This is a genomic window from Rhizobium etli 8C-3, from assembly GCF_001908375.1.
Taxonomy (GTDB): domain Bacteria; phylum Pseudomonadota; class Alphaproteobacteria; order Rhizobiales; family Rhizobiaceae; genus Rhizobium; species Rhizobium etli_B.
Map to the genome: position 1 here is coordinate 2,722,240 of NZ_CP017241.1, position 21,098 is coordinate 2,743,337.

Here is a 21,098-nt window from a genome sequence, read left to right on the forward strand (position 1 = left end):
CATGACGGTTGATTTCTCGCCCTTTATTCCCTGGTCGGTTCTTGCAGCGCTCGCAGCCGTCGTCGCGTTCGTCGCGGTCTTCGCCATCTGGCGCGGCATCCGCGGCGCCTGGATCCGCACGCTCGCCGCCCTTGCATTGCTGGCAGCGCTGGCAAATCCGCTGCTCATGCAGGAAGATCGCGAGCAGCTTTCGACGGTCGTTCCCGTCATCGTCGATCGGAGCCAGAGCCAGCAGACGCCGGATCGTATCAAGATGACCGACGAGGCGCTGGCGCAGTTGAAGGATCGCCTCTCGCGTTTCCCGAACATTGAACCGCGCTATGTGGATGCGAACGAGCCGGAAAATTCCGACACGCCGTCCACGCGCCTGTTTTCCGCACTTTCGGCGGCCGTTGCCGACGTGCCTCCGGCACGCATCGGCGGCGCGATCATGTTGACGGATGGCGAAGTACATGATGCGCCGGGCGTCAATCAGGCCCTCGGCTTTGAGGCGCCGGTGCACGGCCTGATCACCGGCAAGGCCAACGAATTTGACCGCCGCATCGAGGTGATCAAGGCGCCGCGCTTCGGCATCGTCAATGAAGAGCAGCAACTGGTCCTGCGCGTCTTCGACGACGGTCCGAGCCCTGGCAGCACAGCCGATGTCACTGTGAAGCTGAACGGCGACGTGATCGCCGCGCTCCAGGCGACACCTGGGCAGGATACGCCGTTTTCCTTCAAGGTTCCGCGCGGCGGCAGCAACGTGCTGGAATTCTCGGTAGCCGGGCTGCCTGGCGAAGTGACGGAGGCAAACAACCGCGCCGTTCATGTCATCGATGGTATCCGCGAAAACCTCCGCGTGCTTTTGGTTTCCGGCGAACCGCATGCCGGCGAGCGCGCCTGGCGCAATCTTCTGAAGTCTGACGCCTCGGTCGATCTCGTCCATTTCACCATTCTGCGGCCGCCTGAAAAGCAGGACGGCACGCCGATCAACGAGCTTTCGCTGATCGCCTTCCCGACGCGCGAGCTGTTCGTCGACAAGATCAAAGACTTCGACCTGATCATCTTCGACCGCTACCAGCACCGCGGCGTGCTGCCGATTCTCTACTATGACTACATTGCACAATATGTCGAAAACGGCGGTGCGCTGCTGATCGCCGCCGGGCCGGAGCACGCCGGCCAGGATTCGATCGCACTAACGCCGCTTTCGGCCGTTCTCCCTGCCGAGCCGACTGGCCAGATGATCGACAAGGCCTTCTATCCCCGCCTTTCCGAGGATGGCCGCAAGCATCCCGTCACCCGCGGCCTCGACGGCTCCGCTGACGAGCCGCCGCATTGGGGCCGCTGGTTCCGCAGCGTCGACGTCGCGTCTCCGCATGGCCAGACGGTCATGGTTGGCGCAGACAATCATCCGTTGCTGCTCTTGAACCGTGCCGGCCAGGGGCGCGTCGCCATGCTGCTCTCCGACCAGGGCTGGCTCTGGGCCCGCGGCTTCGAGGGCGGCGGTCCGCACGTCTCGCTCTACCGCCGCATAGCGCATTGGCTGATGAAGGAGCCGGCGCTGGAGGAAGAAGCGCTGACGGCGCGCGCCTCCGGCCGCACGCTGGAGGTAACCCGCCAGACGATCGGCGCCAATCCGGGCCAGGCCACAGTCCGGTATCCATCAGGCAAGACGGAAAATCTGCCGTTGAACGAGTCCGAACCCGGCCTCTTCAAGGCCGAGAAGAAGATGGACGAGATCGGCCTCTTCGAAATCCGCAACAGCAACCTGACGACGCTCGTTCATGTCGGCGCCGTCGATGCGCCCGAATTCAAGGCGATGATTTCGACGACGGATGTGCTGAAACCGATTTCCGGCAAGACACGCGGCCTTGTCACCCGCGTTTCCGATACGAATGGAGCGATTGAAGTTCCGCCGATCCTGCCGGTTCGCGGCCAGGTTCGCGTCGCCGACAATGACCGCATGCAGATCAAGTTGACGAACGAGACCGTGCTGAAAGGGATCAATACCCTGCCGCTCTTTGCCGGTTTTGCCGGTGTCGGCGTGCTGCTGCTCGCTTTCGGCGCCATGTGGTGGCGTGAAGGAAGATGAGCCTCGCTCAGGTAAGCGAGACCCGCCGCCTTTCCGCATAAATCGCGAATGCCGTCGCTAGAGCTCGGGCGTATGGGCGTAAAGCGCGCTCCAATTGCCGAGCAACGCGAAGCTCATGATCAGAAGCGATGTGCCGATCAGCACGTCGTCGGGTGAAAGCACGAAGAGCTAAGCGCCGCCCCCCGCGCAAAGCAAGGTTCAGGAAAAATCAGCGGTAGAACATATGGGCTATGCACGCCAGCCGATTAAACCCTTGAGACGCAGATGCGTATCTTCGGCTATCGGAACGACCAGAACGCGTGCGGGATCGACTGGCCCTGGAAAGGCGAGCGCGTTGTATGCGACCTTCTCGAAGCCGAGCGGGCAATAATACGGCGGATCGCCAACAAGGATGACGGCCTCGGAGCCCTTGCGCCTTGCCGCCTCGACTGCGATCCGCACGAGTTCGCGGCCGATACCCATATTTTTGTGCGATGGCCGCACGGCGAGCGGTCCGAGCAGGTGCCCTTTGACATCGCCTGCCATGACCGGCGTCATTCTGACCGAGGCGATCGTTTCGCCGTCATCGGTACAGATGAAGGAGAGCGATAGATCGTGCGGCCCCTGCTCGCGGATGCGGGCGGCGGCCCGCGCGTGGCGGCCAGGGCCGAATGCTTCTTCGTTGATGTGTTCGATAGCCGCGTCGTGAGACGCATCCTCAGTGAGGTAGACCAGATCGTGCTTGTGCATGATGAGACAGAAACCGGATAGCGGAAGTGATGATTTTCGAGCACGCGCCTAGGCGTTCGGGAGCATCAGCGTCGTCGCAGATTTCTGGATGCGTAAATCAAGTCGGGTTCCTGAGAAAAATGTGAAAAGGCCGATAGCAGGAAAAATTTCCCGCGTCCAACCCAAAGTGACGCCACCGGACAAACATTTGCGACGCACTGTTCAGTCTTTGCACTCCTGCAAAGGTCGGCCGCGTGCAATATGTCTCTATCAACGGCGAATTTGAGGAAGCGAACAATGGGCATGTTGGTTGACGGCGTCTGGCAGGATGTCTGGTACGATACGAAGGAAACGAAGGGCCATTTCAAACGCGCGGCCTCTCAGTTCCGAAACTGGATCACGGCCACTGGAGAGGCTGGACCGACGGGCAAAAGCGGCTTCAAGGCCGAGGCTGACCGCTATCATCTCTATGTTTCGCTCGCCTGCCCCTGGGCGCACCGCACGCTGATTTTCCGCAAGCTGAAGAAGCTCGACGACATCATCTCGGTATCCGTCGTCGACCCCGTGATGGCCGAGAACGGCTGGGAATTCAAGACCGGCGACGGCGCGACCGGCGATCACCTTTACGGTGCAAGGACCCTCTTCGAGATCTATGTGAAGGCCGATCCGCACTATTCCGGCCGCGTCACCGTTCCCGTGCTCTGGGACAAGAAGACCGGCACGATCGTCAACAACGAATCGGCCGAAATCATCCGCATGTTCAACAGCGCCTTCGACGGCCTGACCGATTCGAAGACGGATTTTTATCCTGCCCATCTCCACGCCGATATCGATGCGCTGAACGCGATCGTCTACGACACCGTCAACAACGGCGTCTACAAGGCCGGCTTTGCAACGACGCAGGAAGCCTATGAAGAGAATGTCGGGAAGATCTTCGAAACGCTGGACGTGCTGGACGAGCGTCTTGGCAAAAGCCGCTATCTCTTCGGCGACCGGCCGACGGAAGCCGACTGGCGGCTGTTCACGACGCTGGCGCGCTTTGATGCGGTCTATGTCGGCCACTTCAAGTGCAACATCCGCCGTATCGAAGACTACAAGAATCTATCGGGCTACCTGCGCGACCTTTACCAGACGCCGGGCGTCAAGGAGACGGTGAACCTTCGCCACATCAAGGTGCACTACTACCGCAGCCATAAGACGATCAATCCGACGGGCGTGATCCCGGTCGGCCCGGCTCTCGACTTCGACCGCCCGCATGGCCGCGCCAAGCTTGCCGCCGCCGCATGAATCCTACCAGAAGTGAGCGGCGGGCTCTTCGCCGCTCAGCTCCCTCAGCCTGCGCCTCGTCGCTTCAGTCGTGCCGTCCGGCAGGTCGTCGAGCGCGAAGAAGCCGCATTCGACGATTTCACGATCCGGCTTGCGCGGCGCCGTCTGCTCGACCTCGGCGCGGTAGAAGACCACATGATCGCGCCGGCTCGCCGATGCGTTGAAATAGACATGGAAGAGCTGCGGTCTGCCGATGATCGTCAGGTTGCCCTCCTCGCGCAGTTCCTTGATCAGCGCTTCCTCTGCCGTCTCGTTGCGCTCCAGCCCGCCGCCAGGCATATGCCAGCCGGGGATATAGCTGTGGCGGACGAGAAAAATCCGTCCGGACGAATCGAAACAGGCCGCCCGAACACCCATGGTCATGCCACGCGCGAGAGCGAAATAGCCATGCACGATCCGCATCAGCAGCTTGGACTGCCAGGGCCTGATTTCCTTGGGCGTCATGGTTCTGTTTTCACTATTTCGTTCAATCGGATGTGTTTGATTTGTAAATATCCTGGTCTATGTGTCGTAGAATGTTCAAGCTCGCGCATATCTCCGACATCCACCTCGGACCACTTCCCAATCTTTCATTCCGCGAGCTTTTCTCGAAGCGCATTACCGGCTTTGTGAACTGGCACCGCCACAGGCGCAAGCATCTTTTCGGCGGCACGCTGGATCTGCTCCTGGAGGATATCCGTGCGCGCCATGCCGATCACCTGGCCGTGACCGGGGACTTGGTGAACCTCGCAAGCGGCATCGAGATCCGCTCCGCCGCCGCCTGGCTTCGCGCGCTCGGCGAACCGAACGAAACCTCCGTGGTTCCTGGAAATCACGACGCCTATGTACCCGGCGCCTACGAGAAATCCATGCGCGCCTGGTATGAGTATGTGCGCGGCGACCTCGCCCCAGCCGAATGGCAGGAAGACAAGCACATCTTTCCCTATCTCCGCATCCGCGGCAAAGTCGCGCTCGTCGGCTGCTCGACGGCCGTCGCCACGCCACCATTTGCCGCCAGCGGCTTCTTCAGCCAGCGGCAGGCCCGCGAGACGGTCAACATGCTGCGTGCAGCCGGTGAAGCCGGGCTTTTTCGCGTCGTCATGATCCACCACCCGCCGATCCGCGGCGCGACCGCGTTCTACAAGCGGATGATCGGCATCCGCCGCTTTGGCGCCGTCGTCTCGACCGGAGGAGCAGAACTCGTGCTCCACGGCCACACGCATCTCAACACCCTCCACTGGCTGCGCGGCCAGACCGGTCCCGTGCCCGTGGTCGGCATTGCTTCCGCCTCGCAGGGACCAGGCGGCCTAAAACCCCGTGCGGCCTATAATCTCTTCAGCATCGACGGTTCGCCCGGCGCCTGGGAACTGAGGGGCGAACGTTTCAGCTTGAACGACATGGGCGATGGCGTTTCGCCCGAAAGCATAGATATTTTCAAGCTTTAGACGGAAAAGCGGAATCTTTTTCGCCGCCACCTGAATCATTTTGTGAAGCTGCTGCGATTTTCCGCCAGGCAATGCTCAGTCCCTTGGTATTTCCAAATCCCACTGTACAATCCCGCCCCAAACCTACCGTTCAGGGAGCAAGCCATGCGCGCCGCAGCAAACCGCATCTGCCGTCTCACCCTCGCCTTTGGCCTTGCGGCCGGGTTTTGGACCCCGGCCTTCGCCGTCGGTGACGAAAGCGACGAGACAAGCCCGCCTCCGAAGACCGAAACCACGACCAAATGCACCGATGGCAAGGTTTGGGACAAGAAGCGCAAGGAATGCGTCGCGCCGAAGAAGAGCAGCTTCAACGACGATGACCTCTACGAGGCAGCGCGCGAATTTGCCTATGCCGGCCAATACGAAAATGCCATTGTCGTCTTGGATCTCGCCAGTAACAAGAACGATCCTCGCATCTTGAACTATCTCGGCTATGCAAACCGCAAGGCCGGCCGGATGGAACTCGGAATGTCCTATTACCGCAAGGCGCTGCAGGCCGACGAGAATTATATCCTCGCGCGATCATATATGGGCCAGGCGCTGGCCGAAGAAGGTGACATCCAGGGCGCGCGTGTCCAGCTTGTCGAAATCCGCGACCGCGGCGGCGAAAACACCTGGGCCTACAAGGCGCTATTGCAGAGCCTGAACGGCTACCGGACCTATTGAAGCGGGGTCAGCTCCGGCCACTGAGAGAGAAACCTTTGGGAATTCTTCGACCGCGCCGTCTTCTTCTTGCGCGGCAGTGCAAAATTGTTTCATAAAGGTCACTTCCACGATATAAAAAAGCTCGACCCACATCGGGTGCTTCGCCCAACACTTTCATGAAATGAGACTATGCGTCAGCCTGTAACGACCATCGATATCCGACGCGACCTGGTGGGCCTGCTCCCTCGGCTGCGGCGCTTCGCGATGACGCTTGCAGGCGATGCGGCCGCTGCCGACGATCTGGTGCAGGCGGTCTGTCAACGTGCGGTGGCAAAGAGCCAAAAGTGGAGCAGCGAAGGCCGGCTCGAAAGCTGGATTTACGCGCTCGCCCGCCAACAGTGGAGCGACGATGGCCGCAGACGCAAGGTGCGGCCGGCTTCCAAGAGCAACGTCACGGATATCCGCGATGCGGTGCGCGACCGCGCAACCGCTGCCGATACCGATGCCATACATCGCATGCTCGCCCAGATGCCCGAAGGCATTTCGAGCCTCTTCCTGCTCGTCGCCGTCGAAGGACATAGCTATCAGCAGGCCGCCGACATCATGGGCATATCGGCCAGTAGCGTGCCCGCGCAGCTTGCCGCGGCGCGGCTGCACTTTGCAAGCCTCGCCGACGATCATCCTCACAGGTACTGAACTTTGTCCGATTTCAAGAAACTATCGCTTGACGCCCAGCTGACTGCCCTCCTCGACGGCGAAGCGACGCCGGAACAGAAGCATGAGCTGGAGCAGCGCCTCGCTACCGACGAAGGTGCGCGCCGGCTTTACGACAAGCTGCGGCACGGCACAGATTTCGGCCGCCACCGTCTGGACGATATCCTTAAGGAGCCGGTTCCGCTGGCGCTCGTACGCTCGATCAAGAGCGTCCAGCCACCCAAGGCGCCGATCGCGCCACGAACCACCCGCCCGTCGATGAAGCTCGCGCCGAGCGGCACGCAGGCGCTGGCCGCAGCGATCATCCTTTTTGTCGTCGGCTGCGGCATCGGCTATCTCGCCGGCACGAGCCCTGGCGCTCCCACTGTCAATGGCACGGCACAGATCGTGGACGACAATGCCGGCAGCAACAACTGGCTTAACGACATCACCGCCTACCAGCGCCTGATGATCCGCCAGCCGCGGCATATCGTCGAAGTACCCTCTACCCAGGCCGAGGAGATATCCAACTGGTTGACGTCCACGGTCGGCGTTGCATTCCGTGTGCCCGATTTGTCGGCCGACGGCTGGGCCTTCCAGGGCGCCCGCGTGCTTCTTGGCGACGGAAAACCGGTCGGCCAACTTGTCTATACGAGCACGGACGGCGATCTCATCTCCATCTGCTTTCGCAAGGATGCCCAGCCACCCGAGTCCGAAGACTTCAAGGAAACGATCAGGGACGAAATCGGCCTGATCACCTGGCACAATGCCGGCACCTCCTACGTTCTGGCCGGCCCTTCCGCCGAAGCCTCGCTCAGCCAGATCGCCATGGAAGTCGCAACCGCGATCTGAGCCTTACGGCACCAGCACGACCTTGCCGCTGACGCCATCGGCTTTCGATGGCGCGATGGGCATGCGCCCTCGCGCTTGGCCAGATGCACCAGCAGCGAGCCAACGCCCCCGGCCGCTGCGTGGACAATAATGGTTTTACCGAGCGGAGAAGCCGCACCATATGTAGCGCCGTCAGGCCTTGCACCACTGCGCATAGCCTTCACACCGCCCCGGGCGCGAAAAGCCGAACGGCAACCCATGCACCGATGACAGCGCGATCCACTCCCTCGCCTGCCGCCAACGGAGCTTGGGCTTGGCCACCGGTGCTGCTGGCGCTCTGCCAATGGGTCCAGCGCCACGTCGAGGCGCACAATGCAATCGCTGACATTGCCGACTACATGGTCCACCCGCGCAAGGCATCTTTCGCCGCCTGAGACGAAACGCGAAGCCGGCTGCGCAATTCGATCAGTTCTTCCCGGCTCTCACATCCAGCACGCGGTTGGCCGCCGAGACGATCGCTTCGAGCGAGGCGCCGACGATATTGGTGCTGATGCCGGCACCGAAGAGCTTGCCGCCGGGATAAGCGGTCTCGACGTAGGAAATGGCGGCCGCATTCGAGCCGTGCTGCAGGGAGTGCTCGGAGTAGTCTTCGACCGACATCTCGATGCCGAGATAGTGCGAGAGCGCGTTGATGAAGCCGTCGATCGGGCCGTTGCCGCGGCCTTCGATGCGCTTCGTCTTGCCATTGTCGGTAATCTCCGCGGCCACGACACGCACTCCCTTGCGTTCTGGATCGGCGAAGGTGTGATGATCGACGAACTTGATGCGGCCCTCGGGCTGCGTCACATAGCGCTCGATGAAGCGGTCATAGATGCGGCGCGACGGCAGTTCCTTTCCTTCCTCGTCGGTGATGCGCTGGATGTCCTCGCGGAACTCGACCTGGAGATTGCGCGGCAGATTGAGCCCATAGTCCTGCTGCAGGATATAGGCGATACCGCCCTTTCCGGACTGCGAGTTGATGCGGATGATCGCCTCGTACGAGCGGCCGACATCCTGCGGGTCGATCGGCAGATAGGGCACTTCCCACAGCGGATGGTTGGCAACCTTGATCGCCTTCATACCCTTGTTGATCGCATCCTGATGCGAGCCTGAAAAGGCCGTATAGACCAGTTCGCCGACATAAGGGTGGCGCTCGCCGATCGTCATCTGGTTCGAATATTCGAAGACGCTCTTGATGCGCTCGATATCGGAGCAGTCGATCTGCGGATCGACGCCCTGCGTGAACATGTTGAGCGCCATCGTCACCACATCGACATTGCCCGTGCGCTCGCCGTTGCCGAAGAGCGTGCCCTCGACGCGGTCGGCGCCGGCCAGCAGACCGAGTTCGGCTGCCGCAATGCCGGTGCCGCGGTCGTTATGCGGATGCAGCGAGACGATCAGGTTCTCGCGATTGTCGAGATTGCGGCACATCCATTCGATCTGGTCGGCATAGATGTTCGGCGTCGCCATCTCGACGGTGGACGGCAGGTTGATGATCAGCTTGTTGTCGGACGTCGGCTTCATCACGTCGATGACGGCATTGCAAATTTCCAGGGCCACTTCGAGCTCGGTACCTGTGAAGCTTTCGGGCGAATATTCGAAGCGGTAGCCACCGCCGGCTCTCGCCGCCATGTCGGTTATCATCTTCGCCGCATCGACGGCGATCTGCTTGATGCCCGTCACGTCCTTGGCAAAAACCACGCGACGCTGCAGCTCACTCGTCGAATTGTAGAAATGCACGATCGGCCTGTTGGCACCCTGCAGCGCCTCGAAGGTACGGGTAATCAGCTCAGGGCGGCACTGAACCAGGACCTGCAGCGAAACGTCGGCCGCCACATTTCCTTCCTCGATGCACCAGCGCGCAAAATCGAAGTCCGTTTGCGAGGCGGATGGAAAGCCGATCTCGATTTCCTTGAAGCCCATGTCGAGCAGCAGGTGGAACATGCGAGCCTTGCGGTCGTGGCCCATCGGGTCCACCAGCGCCTGATTACCGTCGCGAAGATCGACAGAGCACCAGACTGGCGCCTTGCTGATCGTCTTCGTGGGCCAGGTGCGGTCGGGAAGGTTCACCTGCGGGTACGGGCGGTATTTCACGCCTGCGGATTGCATGCCTTTTGCGGGATTTTGCGTCTTCGCGTCCATTGTCTTCTTCCTCGTCCCGGCAATTTACCCCGCGTCTTAGCCCAACATAACGGGCTTGGCGACAGCAAATGCGGACCTTGTTGGTCTATGTTGGAATTCAGGGAATTCGTCGCGAGGAGCGATGGGCCAGCGGCTTTCGGCCGCCGGGCGCTCCTCAAAGGACCCGGCAACCGCGTGTAAGGCCGAGGAGAAGAAGCGACGTCAGGGCGCGCGTATTGTCACGCAGGGCAACGCGGCCGCGGACAATCGAGTCGGAAATCTTTGCGCCAGTGGTCTTCATGCCCGCGCTTATAGCTGCCGAACAAAAAAACGGCAACCCCCCTATTTTCTTGCCACCTGAACGATACGCGATAGAGCAAGCATCAGCCCGCCGGCGGCCAGTCCCCAGAACGCTCCGGAAATACCGGCCAAGGAAACGCCCGATGCCGTCACCAGAAAGGTGATCGCCGCAGCCTCGCGCGATTCTGGCGCCTGGAAGGCGGCCATCGCCGATCCGGAGAAGGCGCCCACGAGGGCCAGCCCTGCGACCGCCTGGATCAGGATCGGCGGCGCCAGCGCCACAAAGGCTGTCACGACACCGGCAAGCAGGCCGAACACCACATAGCCGGCGCCAGAGATCAACGCGGCCCAATAGCGGCGCTTCGGATCTGGATGCGCGTCCTGGCCCGCACACATCGCCGCCGTGATCGCCGCCAGATTGACGGCATGACCGCCGAAAGGCGCGGAAAGAACTGAGAAGAAGCCGGTGACGGCAAAGAGCGGCCCCGGCTTTGGATCATAAAGATTGACCTTCAGCACCGCGATTCCCGGAATGTTCTGCGATGCCATGGTGACGATGAAGAGCGGAAGCGCGACCGAAACGAGGCCCTCAAGATTGATCGCCGGACGGACGATCTCGATTGTCGGCACCAGCGACCGCCCGATAGAGGCCAGCGCTCCGTCCGCAATATCGACGCCGAATGTCAAAACCAGCGCGAAGACGCCGAGGGCGGCAGGGACCGCCCAGAGACGCCTGAAGGCGCCGACGACGATCCAGGCGAGAACGATGGGCAGCCCGAGAAGCGGATCGAAGGCGATTGCCTTCACCGGCGCGAAGCAGAGGCCGAGCAGCACGCCGGCAAGCATGGCATTGGCAAGCGGCGCCGGAATCGCGGCGACTGCGCGGCCAAGCGGCTTGAAGAGGCCGGCGACGATGATCAGCGCCGCGCACATCACAAAGGCACCTACTGCGCCATTGTACCCACCCTCGATCGCTCCGGTACTGGCAAGAAGTGCTGCACCCGGCGTCGACCAGGCGATGCTGATCGGAAGCCGTGTTATTGCGCTCAGCACGATACCGCAGATGCCCATCGAGATCGACAGCGCCATAAGACCCGAGGCTGCCTGCCCATCCGTTGCGCCCATTGCCTGCAATCCTTGCAGCACGACGGCAAAGGAACTGGCAAAGCCGACAAAGGCTGTGAGGACGCCCATGAACAGCGCCTGGATGGAAAAGTCTTTGAGCATGGTGAGTCTCGGATGACTGAACGACCGCATGGAGCCCCATCGAATGGGGTCGCGCAAGTCCAGGTGTCCGCCTTACGGTTCCCTCATTTGCCCTAGAAGAGAAGATGCTCGTCAGGGCACGTGAGCGCGGCCGCCCTAGCCGACGATCTTTGAACTTGTCGCAAACACCAGCTGCTACCAATCGGGATAGGGGGGAGCCTTGCGGTTCCGCCCCTCCCACACCACCCTGCGTACGGGTCCGTACAGGGCGGTTCGGCTGGTTATGCGGCCTTGGCGGGCACAACGGAAGCGAGGCCTATGCTTGCGAGGAAAGCGTTCGGCAGGGCAATGGCGAGCGCGGGGCTGTTGCTGATGCGCCATGGGCCGCGTGCACTGCCGGCGGTTTGTGCCGCCAGATCGTGACTGACACCACGGCGCCGCAATTCCGCAAAGCGGGTGTGCCCGCGCTTCCACTGTTTCCATACGATGGATCGCAGCCTTCGCCTGATCCACTGGTCGAGGCTGTGCAACACCGACGGGGTTTCGCAAAAGCCGAAGTAACCGCGCCACCCTTTCAGATAGAGCGACAGCTCCTTGGCTATCTGCGCGAGGCTCGCGCCCCGCGTCCGCATCGTCAGCACACGCACGCGCTCCTTGAACCGGACCACAGCCTGCGGTGCGATCCGACGCCTTGGCATCTTCTCGTTCGTAAAGCTGAAGCCGAGGAATTTGCGCCGGTGCGGCGGGGCGACTGCGCTCTTCTGCGTGTTGACCTTCAGCTTCAGACGCCTGTCGAGGAAGCGTTCGATACTTGCCATCACCCGTTCGCCTGCCCGCGCACTGCGCACATAGATGTTGCAGTCGTCGGCGTAGCGCACGAAGCGATGGTTGCGTCGCTCCAGTTCCTTGTCGAGTTCGTCCAGCATCAGGTTGGACAGCAGCGGCGAGAGCGGGCCACCCTGCGGCGTTCCTTCGTCGATTGGACCGATCAGCCCGCCTTCGAGCACACCCGCGGTCAGAAAGTCACGGATCAGGCGAAGGATACGCGGATCGGACACCCGCTTGGCCACCAGCCCCATCAGGATGTCGTGGTTGACCCGGTCGAAGAACTTCTCCAGGTCGATGTCCACTACAATGCGATGACCCGACGCGATGAACGCTTGCGCCGCGGCAACCGCCTGATGAGCCGAGCGTGCGGGCCTGAACCCGTAGCTCGACGCGCTGAATCCGCCGTCCCATGCAGTCTGCAGCACCTGCATCACCGCCTGCTGGATGAAGCGGTCGAGCACCGTGGGGATGCCGAGCGGACGGGTGCCGCCGGACGCCTTCGGGATGTCGACACGTCGCACCGGCTGTGGTTTGTAGGCGCCTTCGAGCAGTTGGGCGCGAAGTTCGGGCCAGTGGTCTTTCAGATGCAGCGCCAAGGCATCGACACTCATACCGTCGACCCCCGGCGCTCCCTTGTTGCGCCGGACCTGCGCCAGCGCCTTCCTCAGATTGTCGCGATCGACAATCGCTTCCATGCACGGTCCGGCCATTGCCGCCGGACTTTCGGGGGCGGCGTTCGCCGCACAGGCTTCGGTCCCTGCCCCAAGGCGATTGCGGGATTCACCCGCTCCCTCCACAGGCAAGGCCAGCTCAAGCTGATTTTTCTGCCGCATGGCCAATGCGAGAACTCCGTCCTACTCGTCCTTCCAACCGTTCGGGCCTTCGTTTGGCAGACACCTCCCTACTATGCCCTGTGCTGACCTCTGCACCGCGATCAGCGCGCCTCACGGCGGACTCAGTCCGGATTTCCGGACACGGCGCAGATCTCCCGAGGTAAGATCGACCGCCTTCCCCGCACACCGGCCGGATTTACCACCCCGGTCCTTGATGACCATGGACTTCGCGGTCATCTGCCCGCTCGTCCGGCCGGGTAGGCCTCGTATCCGGTTCTTGTCCATCGGGTCGCGGGTTTGCTCAACGCTTCCTTCAGACCCCGCCTCACGACGACGCCCTTGCGCTTCGCTAACCCTTCGCCGCCATCAGGCTGGGTAAAGGACTTACACCTCCAAGCTGTCGATCATGCTCGGCACACAGAAAAAAGGGGCAACGCTACCGCGCTGCCCCTTCATCCGAACCTTCAGCCCGCCTTCTCCCAGCGATGGGCCAAGGTGAAATCAAATCTCGCTCTGCGACGTTACGATTCGCGAAACCAAGCCGTAAACCTTGGCTTCTTCGGCCGAAAGCCAGTAGTCGCGATCAGTGTCGGCAGCGATCTTTTCGATCGGCTGGCCAGTGGCGGCGGCCATGATCTTGTTCAGACGCTCGTTCATCTTGATGATCTCGCGTGCCTGGATTTCGATGTCGGATGCCATGCCGCGCGTGCCGCCGGACGGCTGATGCAGCAGGAAGCGGGTGTTCGGCAGGCAAAGACGCCGTTCCTTCGGTGCTGCGACGTAAATGAGCGCGCCGGCGGAGGCGACCCAGCCGGTGCCGATCATCCAGACCTTGGGCTTAATGAACTTGACCATGTCATGGATCGAATCGCCGGATTCGACGTGACCACCGGGTGAACTGACATAAATACGAATGTCCTCGTCACTGGCTGCAGCAAGCGCCACGAGCTGCGAGCAGACCTTCTGGGCGATTTCCTGGTTGATCGGCCCGTAGATGAAGATCGAACGCGACTTGAAAAGATTCGCCTCCGTTTCCTTGCTGAGCGGCAGCTCCTTCGTCTTGTCGTCGTCTTGTTCTTCGTCGTTCATTCGAACCTCTCTTACTTCCAAATCGGGTTCCTCGCACATAGTGCGACTCAATGGGTAAAACAATGCGGGAAAAAGACAAGGCACTGAACGAGCGAAGATATTCTTAGGACAAGCCGGCGACATGCTCGCAATTTGCCGGAGAGCTCGAAAGCGGAGGAGAAAATGACATCGGAAATGCTGCGCGCGGCCGTCCGCAACAACGCGCTCTGGTGCAATGGCGTCTGCGAGGCGCATGGCGTGCCCGGCGAATTCTCCGCAACCCTGTGGCTTCACCGCCAGGGCACGCCTGCCTTTTATCCGGACGTCATAACGCTGACGGGCGCCGATACCGCGCGCGAGCAGGAGGAAGCGATAGCTGTGCTGATCCGCTCGCGAAAAGGCGGCTGGGGCGTCAAGGACAGCTACGCCGCGCTCGACCTTGCTCCTTTCGGTTTCCAGATCTTGTTCGGGGGCGAATGGATCGGCATCGAGGCCGCTGACATGCATGCGCCCAACGATCAGTCCCTGATATGGAAGCGGATCACAACGGCAGTTGAACTCGAGTTTTGGCAAAGAGCCTGGGGTGGCGGTGACCCGCCCAGAACAATGCCGATCTTCGCTAACCTGCTGCTGCGCAATGAGGATATCGCCTTTCTTGGCGCCTTCGAGAACGGAGCGCTCTGCGGCGGCGGCATTCTCAACCGCCAGTCGGGCGTGGTCGGCCACTCGAATGTCTTTGCAATCAAAAGGAGCGACTGCGCCATCCGCGCCGGGCTGGTGCAGAAGGCGGGCGAGATTTTTCCCGGCATGCCGATCGTCGGCTACGAGCACGGCGAAGATCTGACCGGTGCGCTGGAACTCGGCTTTACGTCGCTCGGCCCGTTGCGCGTCTGGGTCCGGTCCTGAGCGCCTTACGGAATTGTAACGCGCCGCGGCTTTGAAAAGCCAAAATCCGTTCCTACCTCATCCTCAGGCGGCGATGTCCGCACAAAGACCAGAAGGGAGACAGCTATGTCACCGGAAGAACGCCAGTTGCTGGCCGGCCTCTTCGACAGGATCCGCACCGCCGCCGCGACACCGCGCGACCGCGAGGCGGAGTCCTTCATCGATCAGGGCGTGCGCGAGCAGCCCTATACGACCTATTATCTGGCGCAGGCCGTCATCGTTCAGGAGAAGGGTCTTGAAGCGGCCGCCAACCACATCAAGGAACTGGAAGAGCGTATCCGCCAGCTCGAGGCCGGCGAAAGCCAGCATCACCAGGCCGAACAGGGCGGCGGTTTTTTGAGCTCTATCTTCGGCACCGGCCAGGCGCAGCAGCCGGCACAGAGCTTGGATCCCTGGGGCAATGCGCCGCGCCAGACCATCCATCAAGATCGCGGCTACGACGAACCCGTCCGCCCGATGCGCCAGCAGCCCAGCGGACCGTGGGACCCCCAACCCGGCGCGTCTTCTGCCGGTGGCAGCTTCCTTCGCGGCGCGCTCGGCACGGCCGCCGGCGTGGCAGGCGGCATGCTGCTTGCCAATTCGCTGAGCGGCATCTTCGGAAATCATATGTCGTCGCTCGGCTGGGGCTCGCCATTTTCCGGCAGCAACCCGTTCGGCAATGCCGGCGCCCCTACCGAGGAGACCGTCATCAACAACTACGGCGATCAGAACTCAAAGGGTAGCGAAGACAACGATAACAATGACATCCGGCAGGCCGACTACAGCAGCGACGACAACAATGATGACGACGTCGCTAGCGATCAGTCCGGCGACGACAGTTTCGACGTCTGATCGGTCGCCCCAGGCGTCAGCCGCGGCCGCGATAGGTCGCGACACCTTGGTCGGGCAGCCACACGCCTTCGGGCGGCTTGCCTGTCTGCCAGAAGACGTCGATCGGAATGCCGCCGCGGGGATACCAATAGGCGCCGATCCTCAGCCACTTCGGATCGAGCAGTTCGACGATCCGCTTGGCGATATAGATCGAGCAATCCTCATGGAAGGCGCCGTGGTTGCGAAAGGAATGCAGGAAGAGCTTCAGCGACTTGGACTCCACCAGCCATTCGTTTGGAATATAATCGATAACGATATGGGCGAAATCCGGCTGGCCGGTCATCGGGCAGAGCGAGGTGAATTCCGGCGCAGTGAAGCGCACCACGTAGTCGGTGCCTGCATGGTTCGACGGCACCTTCTCCAGCACCGCCTCTTCCGGCGACTTGGCTGTTTCGGTCTCTTTTCCCAGCATCGAAAGGCTGGAAACATCGGTTTTCGGCATTAGACGTCCTTTACGACTTTGACACGGATTCCATGGGCCCTTTCGCCCTCGGGCTCGACGTGAATGGCAATGCTGGCACCCGGATGCACCGCCCGGATGGCATCTTCAAGGCAGTCGCAGATATCGTGCGCCTGCCTTACCGGCATTGCGGCCGGAACCACAAGATGAAAATCAACGAAGGTGACGGACCCCGCCCGGCGGGTCTTCAGATCGTGAACGCCGATCGAGCCGGCCGCATGTGTGGCGATGGCCTGCTTGATCGCCTCCTCTTCCTCCGGTTCCACCGCCTGGTCCATCAGTCCACCGATCGAATGTGAGATCACCTTCCAGCCCTGATAGAGGATGTTGACAGCGACCAGGATCGCAAGCACCGGGTCGAAAATCGGATAGCCGGTCGCGATCGCCAGAAACAGGCCGATCAGTACGCCGACGGACGTCACGACGTCCGACATGATATGCTGGCCGTCGGCGGCGAGCGCCGCCGAGCGGTATTTCCGGCCAGTCCGGATCAGCAGCTGCGCCCAGACGGCGTTGATGACGCCTGCTGCGAAATTGATCGCGAGGCCGAGCGCGGGCGCGTCAAGCATTCGCGGCGCCGCCAGATGGCCAATCGCCTCGTTGACGATCAAAAGCGCGGCGACCACGATGAGCACGCCTTCGGTCACCGCCGAGAGATACTCAGCCTTGTGGTGCCCGAACGGATGGTCGTGATCGGCCGGCTTCTGTGCATAGCGAATCACGAAATAGGCAATGAAGGCGGCGGCGACATTGACGGTCGACTCAAGACCGTCCGAAAGCAGCGCGACCGAGCCGGTGACCCACCACGCTACCATCTTCAGTCCCATGACACCGAGCGACAGCGGAATGCTCCAAAACGCCAGCCGCTGAACCGCCAAACTGCCTTGTCCGTCCATATCGATCACCCTGCCATCCCAGTGCGGATGCGAATGAATTGCAGCATTTGGCCCATTCAAACGCAAAACCGCCCGCGCGAAAATCGCCCAGGCGGCCAATGCGGGTGATATCGGGGATTATCGATATTTTGTCAAATGAGACGGCCTGCGCTAACGATTGATTGTATGAACTGCTGATTGACTGCGGAGGTTCCTGTGGTTGACGACGTCGTGAGAACCCTCGGTTTTTCATGCATGGGCAGCCGTTTCCGCCGCATCGGACAGCCTCTGCAGGCCGATGCCCAAGAGACCATCGAAGAATACGGCCTCACGATACAGGCTGGCCAATACCCCTTTGTCGCAGCACTCGATGGCGCCGGCCCTTTGGCGATCGGAAAGCTTGCGCAGGCGGCCGGCATCACTCAGCCGGGTGCCACACGGACAGTAAGCCAGTTGGAATTGGGATTGGTCGACATGCAGGCAGCACCCTACGACCAGCGTAAATCGATCTCGCTGACGAGGAAGGAAAAGGAACTCGTCGACTACTCGAAACAATCGGTGCGGGCGCGCATCTCGGCGGCAGTCGCCGATCTTTTCGACAACCTGAACGGACCGATCCTCGCGCAGTTCGCCGCGATCCAAGATGGTCTTGCCGAAGGTGCCCTCGCCGGCCGCGCCGCCAAGGAGGAAACGACATGAGCCATATTCTCGACCGTCCGATCTGGAGCGCGCTCGAAACCGCGCATGCGAGCCTGGCCGAAGGCAACGAGCGAGCCCGGCGATACCCGCCGTCCATCGTTCCTTTCGCAGCCTCGGCGGACGACAGGCCGGAAAGTCTCGAGGCATTGGAAAACCTCCCGCAGGGCGACGAGACGATGCTGCTTGTCGAAGCAGGTCCGATCGCCATTCCACGAGGGTTGGCTGCGGTTTCCGAGGCTCTTGCCGTCCAGATGATCGCCGAACGGCCGCATGAAAGGGTCACCGATTCACGTATACAGCCGCTGAGCGAAGCCGACGCCGAGGAGATGCTGGCGCTTGCGACCCTGACCAAGCCCGGTCCGTTCACGCGACGGGCCCAGAGCCTCGGCACCTTCTGGGGGATCAGGGCTGGGGACAGGCTCATCGCCATGGCCGGCCAGCGACTACGGCAGACCGGCTTTGCCGAACTTAGCGGGCTTTGCACGCATCCCCAATTCCAGCGGCGCGGCCTTGGAACGTTACTCTTTCGTTTTGTCGCCGGCGAGATCGCCGCGCGGGGCGAAACGGCGTATCTGCATGCCTATGCGAACAATACGCCGGCAATCGGCCTCTACAGGTCTCTCGGCTTCAGGCTGCGGTCCGAAATGAACCTGCGCGTTGTCAAACGCCGGGCCTAAACGGCCGCTCCACGGAAGCGAAGCGGCCGAAGTGTAAGCGTCCGCTCAAGCCGCCTTCGTCTTCGCCCTGCGCGCCAGATGCGCCACCACGTTCTCGATCATCCGCATGCCGGCGTCGCCGCCGAGCGTCATGATTGACTCCGGGTGGAACTGGACGGCGGCGATCGGCTCCTTGGCATGCTCGATGCCCATGATCGTGCCATCCTCGCTTTCAGCCGTGATGATGAATTCGCGCGGCAGGGTCGAGGGATCGGCGAAGATCGAATGATAGCGACCGACCGTCACCTCTCGGGCGAGTCCCGAAAAGACGATACCCGGCTCCAGGACCCGGATGCGCGACGGCTTGCCGTGCATCGGCAGCGCCAGATGGCGCAAATCGCCGCCATAGGCTTCGGCAAGCGCCTGCAGGCCAAGGCAGACGCCGAAGATCGGCAGGTTGCGGGCGCGCGCCCTCTTGATCGTCGCCTTGCAATCGAAATCCTTCGGATTGCCCGGTCCCGGCGACAAGACGACGAGGTCCGGGTCCAGTCGGTCGAAAATCTCTTCCGGCACCGGCGTGCGCACGGTCGAAACCGTGGCCCCGGTCTGGCGGAAGTAGTTGGCCAGCGTGTGGACGAAGCTGTCTTCATGGTCGATCAACAGGATGTTGACGCCCTTGCCGACGGCGGCAACGTCGCGCTGGATCTTGCCGGCGTTGCCGGCCTTGGCATCGCGGATGGCAGAAAGCATAGCGGAGGCCTTCAGTTCGGTTTCGGCTTCTTCTTCGTGCGGGTCGGAATCGTTGAGAAGGGTCGCCCCTGCCCTGACTTCAGCGATGCCGTCCTTGATGCGCACAGTGCGCAGCGTCAGCCCGGTGTTCATGTCACCGTTGAAGCCGACCATGCCGATCGCCCCACCATACCAGGCCCGCGGGCTCTTCTCATGGCTTTCGATGAAACGCATCGCCCAGAGCTTCGGCGCACCGGTGACGGTGACGGCCCAGGCATGCGACAGGAAGCCGTCGAAGGCATCCATGTCATCACGCAGCCGTCCCTCGATATGATCGACGGTGTGGATGAGGCGCGAATACATCTCGATCTGCCGGCGGCCGATGACCTTGACCGAACCGGGCTCGCAGACACGGCTCTTGTCGTTGCGATCGACGTCCGAGCACATCGTCAGCTCCGATTCGTCCTTCTTGGAGTTGAGCAGCTTCAGTATCTGTTCGCTGTCGGCGATGGGATCGTCGCCGCGCTTGATCGTGCCGGAGATCGGGCAGGTCTCTATGCGGCGGCCTGAAACGCGCACGAACATTTCCGGCGAGGCACCGACCAGATATTCCTGGTTTCCGAGGTTGATGAAGAAGGAATACGGGGACGGATTGATCGCCTTCAACCGCTTGGAAATATCCGAAGGCTTGCTGTCGCAGCGCTCCATGAATTTCTGCCCCGGCACGACCTCGAAGAGATCGCCCTTGCGGAAGCTTTCCTTCGCCTTGACGACAAGTTCGGCATATTCGCCCGGCCGATGATCACTCTTCGGCGGAATGGCGTCCGTCTGCTTGAAGGGCTCGGACGCGACCTCGCCCTTCTTACCCTCGGTCGTCAGGCCATCCTTGGCGAAATCATAGCGGTCGATCCAGGCCTTGGCCGAATAATTGTCGACGACAAGGATTTCGTCCGGCAGGTAGAGAACCATGTCACGCTGGTCGGAAGGGCGCGTGAGCTTCAGGTTGATCGCATCGAACTGGAAGGCGAGATCGTAGCCGAAGGCGCCATAAAGGCCGAGGCTGGCGTCGGCCTGCGAATAGAAGAGGTCGGTGACGGCGCGCAGAACGGTGAAGACGGTCGGCATCTTGGAGCGTTCTTCTTCGGTGAAAACGCGATCGGGCATCTTCACCTTGAGATCGAGGCGACGCGCCGTGGCAGCACCAAGCTCCAGCTCGGCAACGGTCTTCAGCCGCTCCGTCACGAAGCAGAGCAGTATTTCGCCGCGCTCGTTATAGGCTTCGATCCACACGTCGCGCCCGAAAGAGGAGATTGCGAGCGGCGGATCGACGACGGCCGTGTCCCATCGTGTATAACGACCCGGGTATTCGTAGTTGGATGAAAAGACGGCGCCGCGACGCTCATCAAGCTTGTCGACATAGGAGACCACGGCATCGGCATAGGGGATGGCCCTGCGCTGCCGGGTAACGGTAACGCCGCCCCTCGTCTCGTAGATTTCCGCACCATCGTCCCGAAGGATCGTTACCATTGTTCCACTCCGCTTTGGGGCCCGGACGACAGGCGGCCGTAAAAAACAAAAAAAGCCGCCTCGAAGTCTCGGGCGGCTCACTCGTCGTCTTTGAATACGATTGGTCGAGGCCGCCTCAGCGAGCCCACCACCAAACAGCAATGTTCAACGACGTCTTCATGGGAGGATTGTTAGCGTGAGATTTGGGCAAGCGCAAGAGCGGTTT

General features: G+C 61.5%; 20 protein-coding genes. 11 read left to right on the plus strand and 9 right to left on the minus strand.

Going from position 1 to position 21,098, the window contains the following annotated elements:
• The first annotated feature begins 1 nt into the window (after position 1).
• The gene (locus tag AM571_RS13715; RefSeq protein ID WP_074061871.1) at positions 2-2,071 is read left to right on the plus strand and encodes a hypothetical protein; all 2,070 of its coding nucleotides are present in this window, start codon (positions 2-4) and stop codon (positions 2,069-2,071) included.
• Positions 2,072-2,299: 228 nt separating this feature from the next.
• Here AM571_RS13715 and AM571_RS13720 read toward each other — a convergent pair whose 3' ends face one another.
• On the minus strand, positions 2,300-2,800 hold the full coding sequence (locus AM571_RS13720) for a GNAT family N-acetyltransferase (protein WP_074061872.1): 501 nt from the start codon (positions 2,798-2,800) through the stop codon (positions 2,300-2,302).
• A 276-nt stretch (positions 2,801-3,076) separates the two neighbouring features.
• Here AM571_RS13720 and AM571_RS13725 point away from each other — a divergent pair, with 276 nt between their 5' ends.
• Positions 3,077-4,066: a glutathione S-transferase family protein gene (locus AM571_RS13725; RefSeq protein ID WP_074061873.1), complete on the plus strand. Its 990-nt coding sequence runs from the start codon at positions 3,077-3,079 to the stop codon at positions 4,064-4,066.
• A gap of 3 nt (positions 4,067-4,069) precedes the next feature.
• On the opposite strand, the gene AM571_RS13730 is transcribed toward AM571_RS13725, so the two are convergent.
• Positions 4,070-4,549: an NUDIX domain-containing protein gene (locus AM571_RS13730; protein WP_074061874.1), complete on the minus strand. Its 480-nt coding sequence runs from the start codon at positions 4,547-4,549 to the stop codon at positions 4,070-4,072.
• 71 nt (positions 4,550-4,620) lie between these two features.
• Between AM571_RS13730 and AM571_RS13735 the strand changes: the two genes are divergently transcribed.
• From AM571_RS13735 to AM571_RS13755, 5 genes are all read left to right on the plus strand, one after another.
• Positions 4,621-5,529 (plus strand): metallophosphoesterase family protein, encoded by a 909-nt coding sequence (locus AM571_RS13735; protein ID WP_074061875.1) that lies wholly within the window; start codon positions 4,621-4,623, stop codon positions 5,527-5,529.
• A 144-nt stretch (positions 5,530-5,673) separates the two neighbouring features.
• A complete protein-coding gene (locus tag AM571_RS13740; protein ID WP_074061876.1) occupies positions 5,674-6,234 on the plus strand; it encodes a tetratricopeptide repeat protein in 561 nt (186 codons plus the stop codon).
• A 168-nt stretch (positions 6,235-6,402) separates the two neighbouring features.
• A complete protein-coding gene (locus AM571_RS13745) occupies positions 6,403-6,909 on the plus strand; it encodes an RNA polymerase sigma factor (protein ID WP_074061877.1) in 507 nt (168 codons plus the stop codon).
• A gap of 3 nt (positions 6,910-6,912) precedes the next feature.
• Positions 6,913-7,758: an anti-sigma factor family protein gene (locus AM571_RS13750; RefSeq protein WP_074061878.1), complete on the plus strand. Its 846-nt coding sequence runs from the start codon at positions 6,913-6,915 to the stop codon at positions 7,756-7,758.
• A gap of 245 nt (positions 7,759-8,003) precedes the next feature.
• Complete coding sequence (locus AM571_RS13755; RefSeq protein ID WP_196776282.1) at positions 8,004-8,171, plus strand: hypothetical protein; 168 nt, start codon at positions 8,004-8,006, stop codon at positions 8,169-8,171.
• Positions 8,172-8,202: 31 nt separating this feature from the next.
• Here the strand turns inward: AM571_RS13755 and leuA are convergent, their stop codons facing one another.
• From leuA to AM571_RS13775, 4 genes are all read right to left on the minus strand, one after another.
• A complete protein-coding gene (leuA, locus tag AM571_RS13760; protein WP_074061879.1) occupies positions 8,203-9,918 on the minus strand; it encodes a 2-isopropylmalate synthase in 1,716 nt (571 codons plus the stop codon).
• A gap of 321 nt (positions 9,919-10,239) precedes the next feature.
• Positions 10,240-11,424 carry a benzoate/H(+) symporter BenE family transporter gene (locus AM571_RS13765; RefSeq protein WP_074061880.1) on the minus strand — a complete coding sequence of 395 codons (1,185 nt, stop codon included), beginning with the start codon at positions 11,422-11,424 and terminating at the stop codon, positions 10,240-10,242.
• Positions 11,425-11,684: 260 nt separating this feature from the next.
• The gene (gene ltrA / locus AM571_RS13770) at positions 11,685-13,064 is read right to left on the minus strand and encodes a group II intron reverse transcriptase/maturase (protein ID WP_081377061.1); all 1,380 of its coding nucleotides are present in this window, start codon (positions 13,062-13,064) and stop codon (positions 11,685-11,687) included.
• Between the two features lie 501 nt (positions 13,065-13,565).
• On the minus strand, positions 13,566-14,153 hold the full coding sequence (locus AM571_RS13775; protein WP_074061881.1) for an ATP-dependent Clp protease proteolytic subunit: 588 nt from the start codon (positions 14,151-14,153) through the stop codon (positions 13,566-13,568).
• A gap of 162 nt (positions 14,154-14,315) precedes the next feature.
• Between AM571_RS13775 and AM571_RS13780 the strand changes: the two genes are divergently transcribed.
• Positions 14,316-15,038, plus strand: coding sequence for a hypothetical protein (locus AM571_RS13780; RefSeq protein WP_074061882.1), 723 nt, complete (start codon positions 14,316-14,318; stop codon positions 15,036-15,038).
• 105 nt (positions 15,039-15,143) lie between these two features.
• Complete coding sequence (locus AM571_RS13785) at positions 15,144-15,908, plus strand: DUF2076 domain-containing protein (protein WP_074061883.1); 765 nt, start codon at positions 15,144-15,146, stop codon at positions 15,906-15,908.
• 16 nt (positions 15,909-15,924) lie between these two features.
• Here the strand turns inward: AM571_RS13785 and queF are convergent, their stop codons facing one another.
• Together queF and emfA are read right to left on the minus strand one after the other, a co-directional pair.
• Positions 15,925-16,389: a preQ(1) synthase gene (gene queF / locus AM571_RS13790; protein WP_074061884.1), complete on the minus strand. Its 465-nt coding sequence runs from the start codon at positions 16,387-16,389 to the stop codon at positions 15,925-15,927.
• Entirely contained in the window at positions 16,389-17,303 is a 915-nt protein-coding gene (gene emfA / locus AM571_RS13795; protein WP_074063246.1) for a CDF family cation efflux transporter EmfA, read from the minus strand. The genes queF and emfA overlap by 1 nt, the downstream gene beginning before the upstream one ends.
• Positions 17,304-17,498: 195 nt before the next feature.
• Between emfA and AM571_RS13800 the strand changes: the two genes are divergently transcribed.
• Both AM571_RS13800 and AM571_RS13805 read left to right on the plus strand, forming a co-directional pair.
• Positions 17,499-17,981 (plus strand): MarR family winged helix-turn-helix transcriptional regulator, encoded by a 483-nt coding sequence (locus AM571_RS13800; protein ID WP_074061885.1) that lies wholly within the window; start codon positions 17,499-17,501, stop codon positions 17,979-17,981.
• Positions 17,978-18,658: a GNAT family N-acetyltransferase gene (locus tag AM571_RS13805; protein ID WP_074061886.1), complete on the plus strand. Its 681-nt coding sequence runs from the start codon at positions 17,978-17,980 to the stop codon at positions 18,656-18,658. Before AM571_RS13800 ends, AM571_RS13805 begins: the two co-directional genes overlap by 4 nt.
• 45 nt (positions 18,659-18,703) lie before the next feature.
• On the opposite strand, the gene AM571_RS13810 is transcribed toward AM571_RS13805, so the two are convergent.
• Complete coding sequence (locus AM571_RS13810; RefSeq protein ID WP_074061887.1) at positions 18,704-20,893, minus strand: anthranilate synthase; 2,190 nt, start codon at positions 20,891-20,893, stop codon at positions 18,704-18,706.
• Between the last annotated feature and the right edge of the window lie 205 nt (positions 20,894-21,098).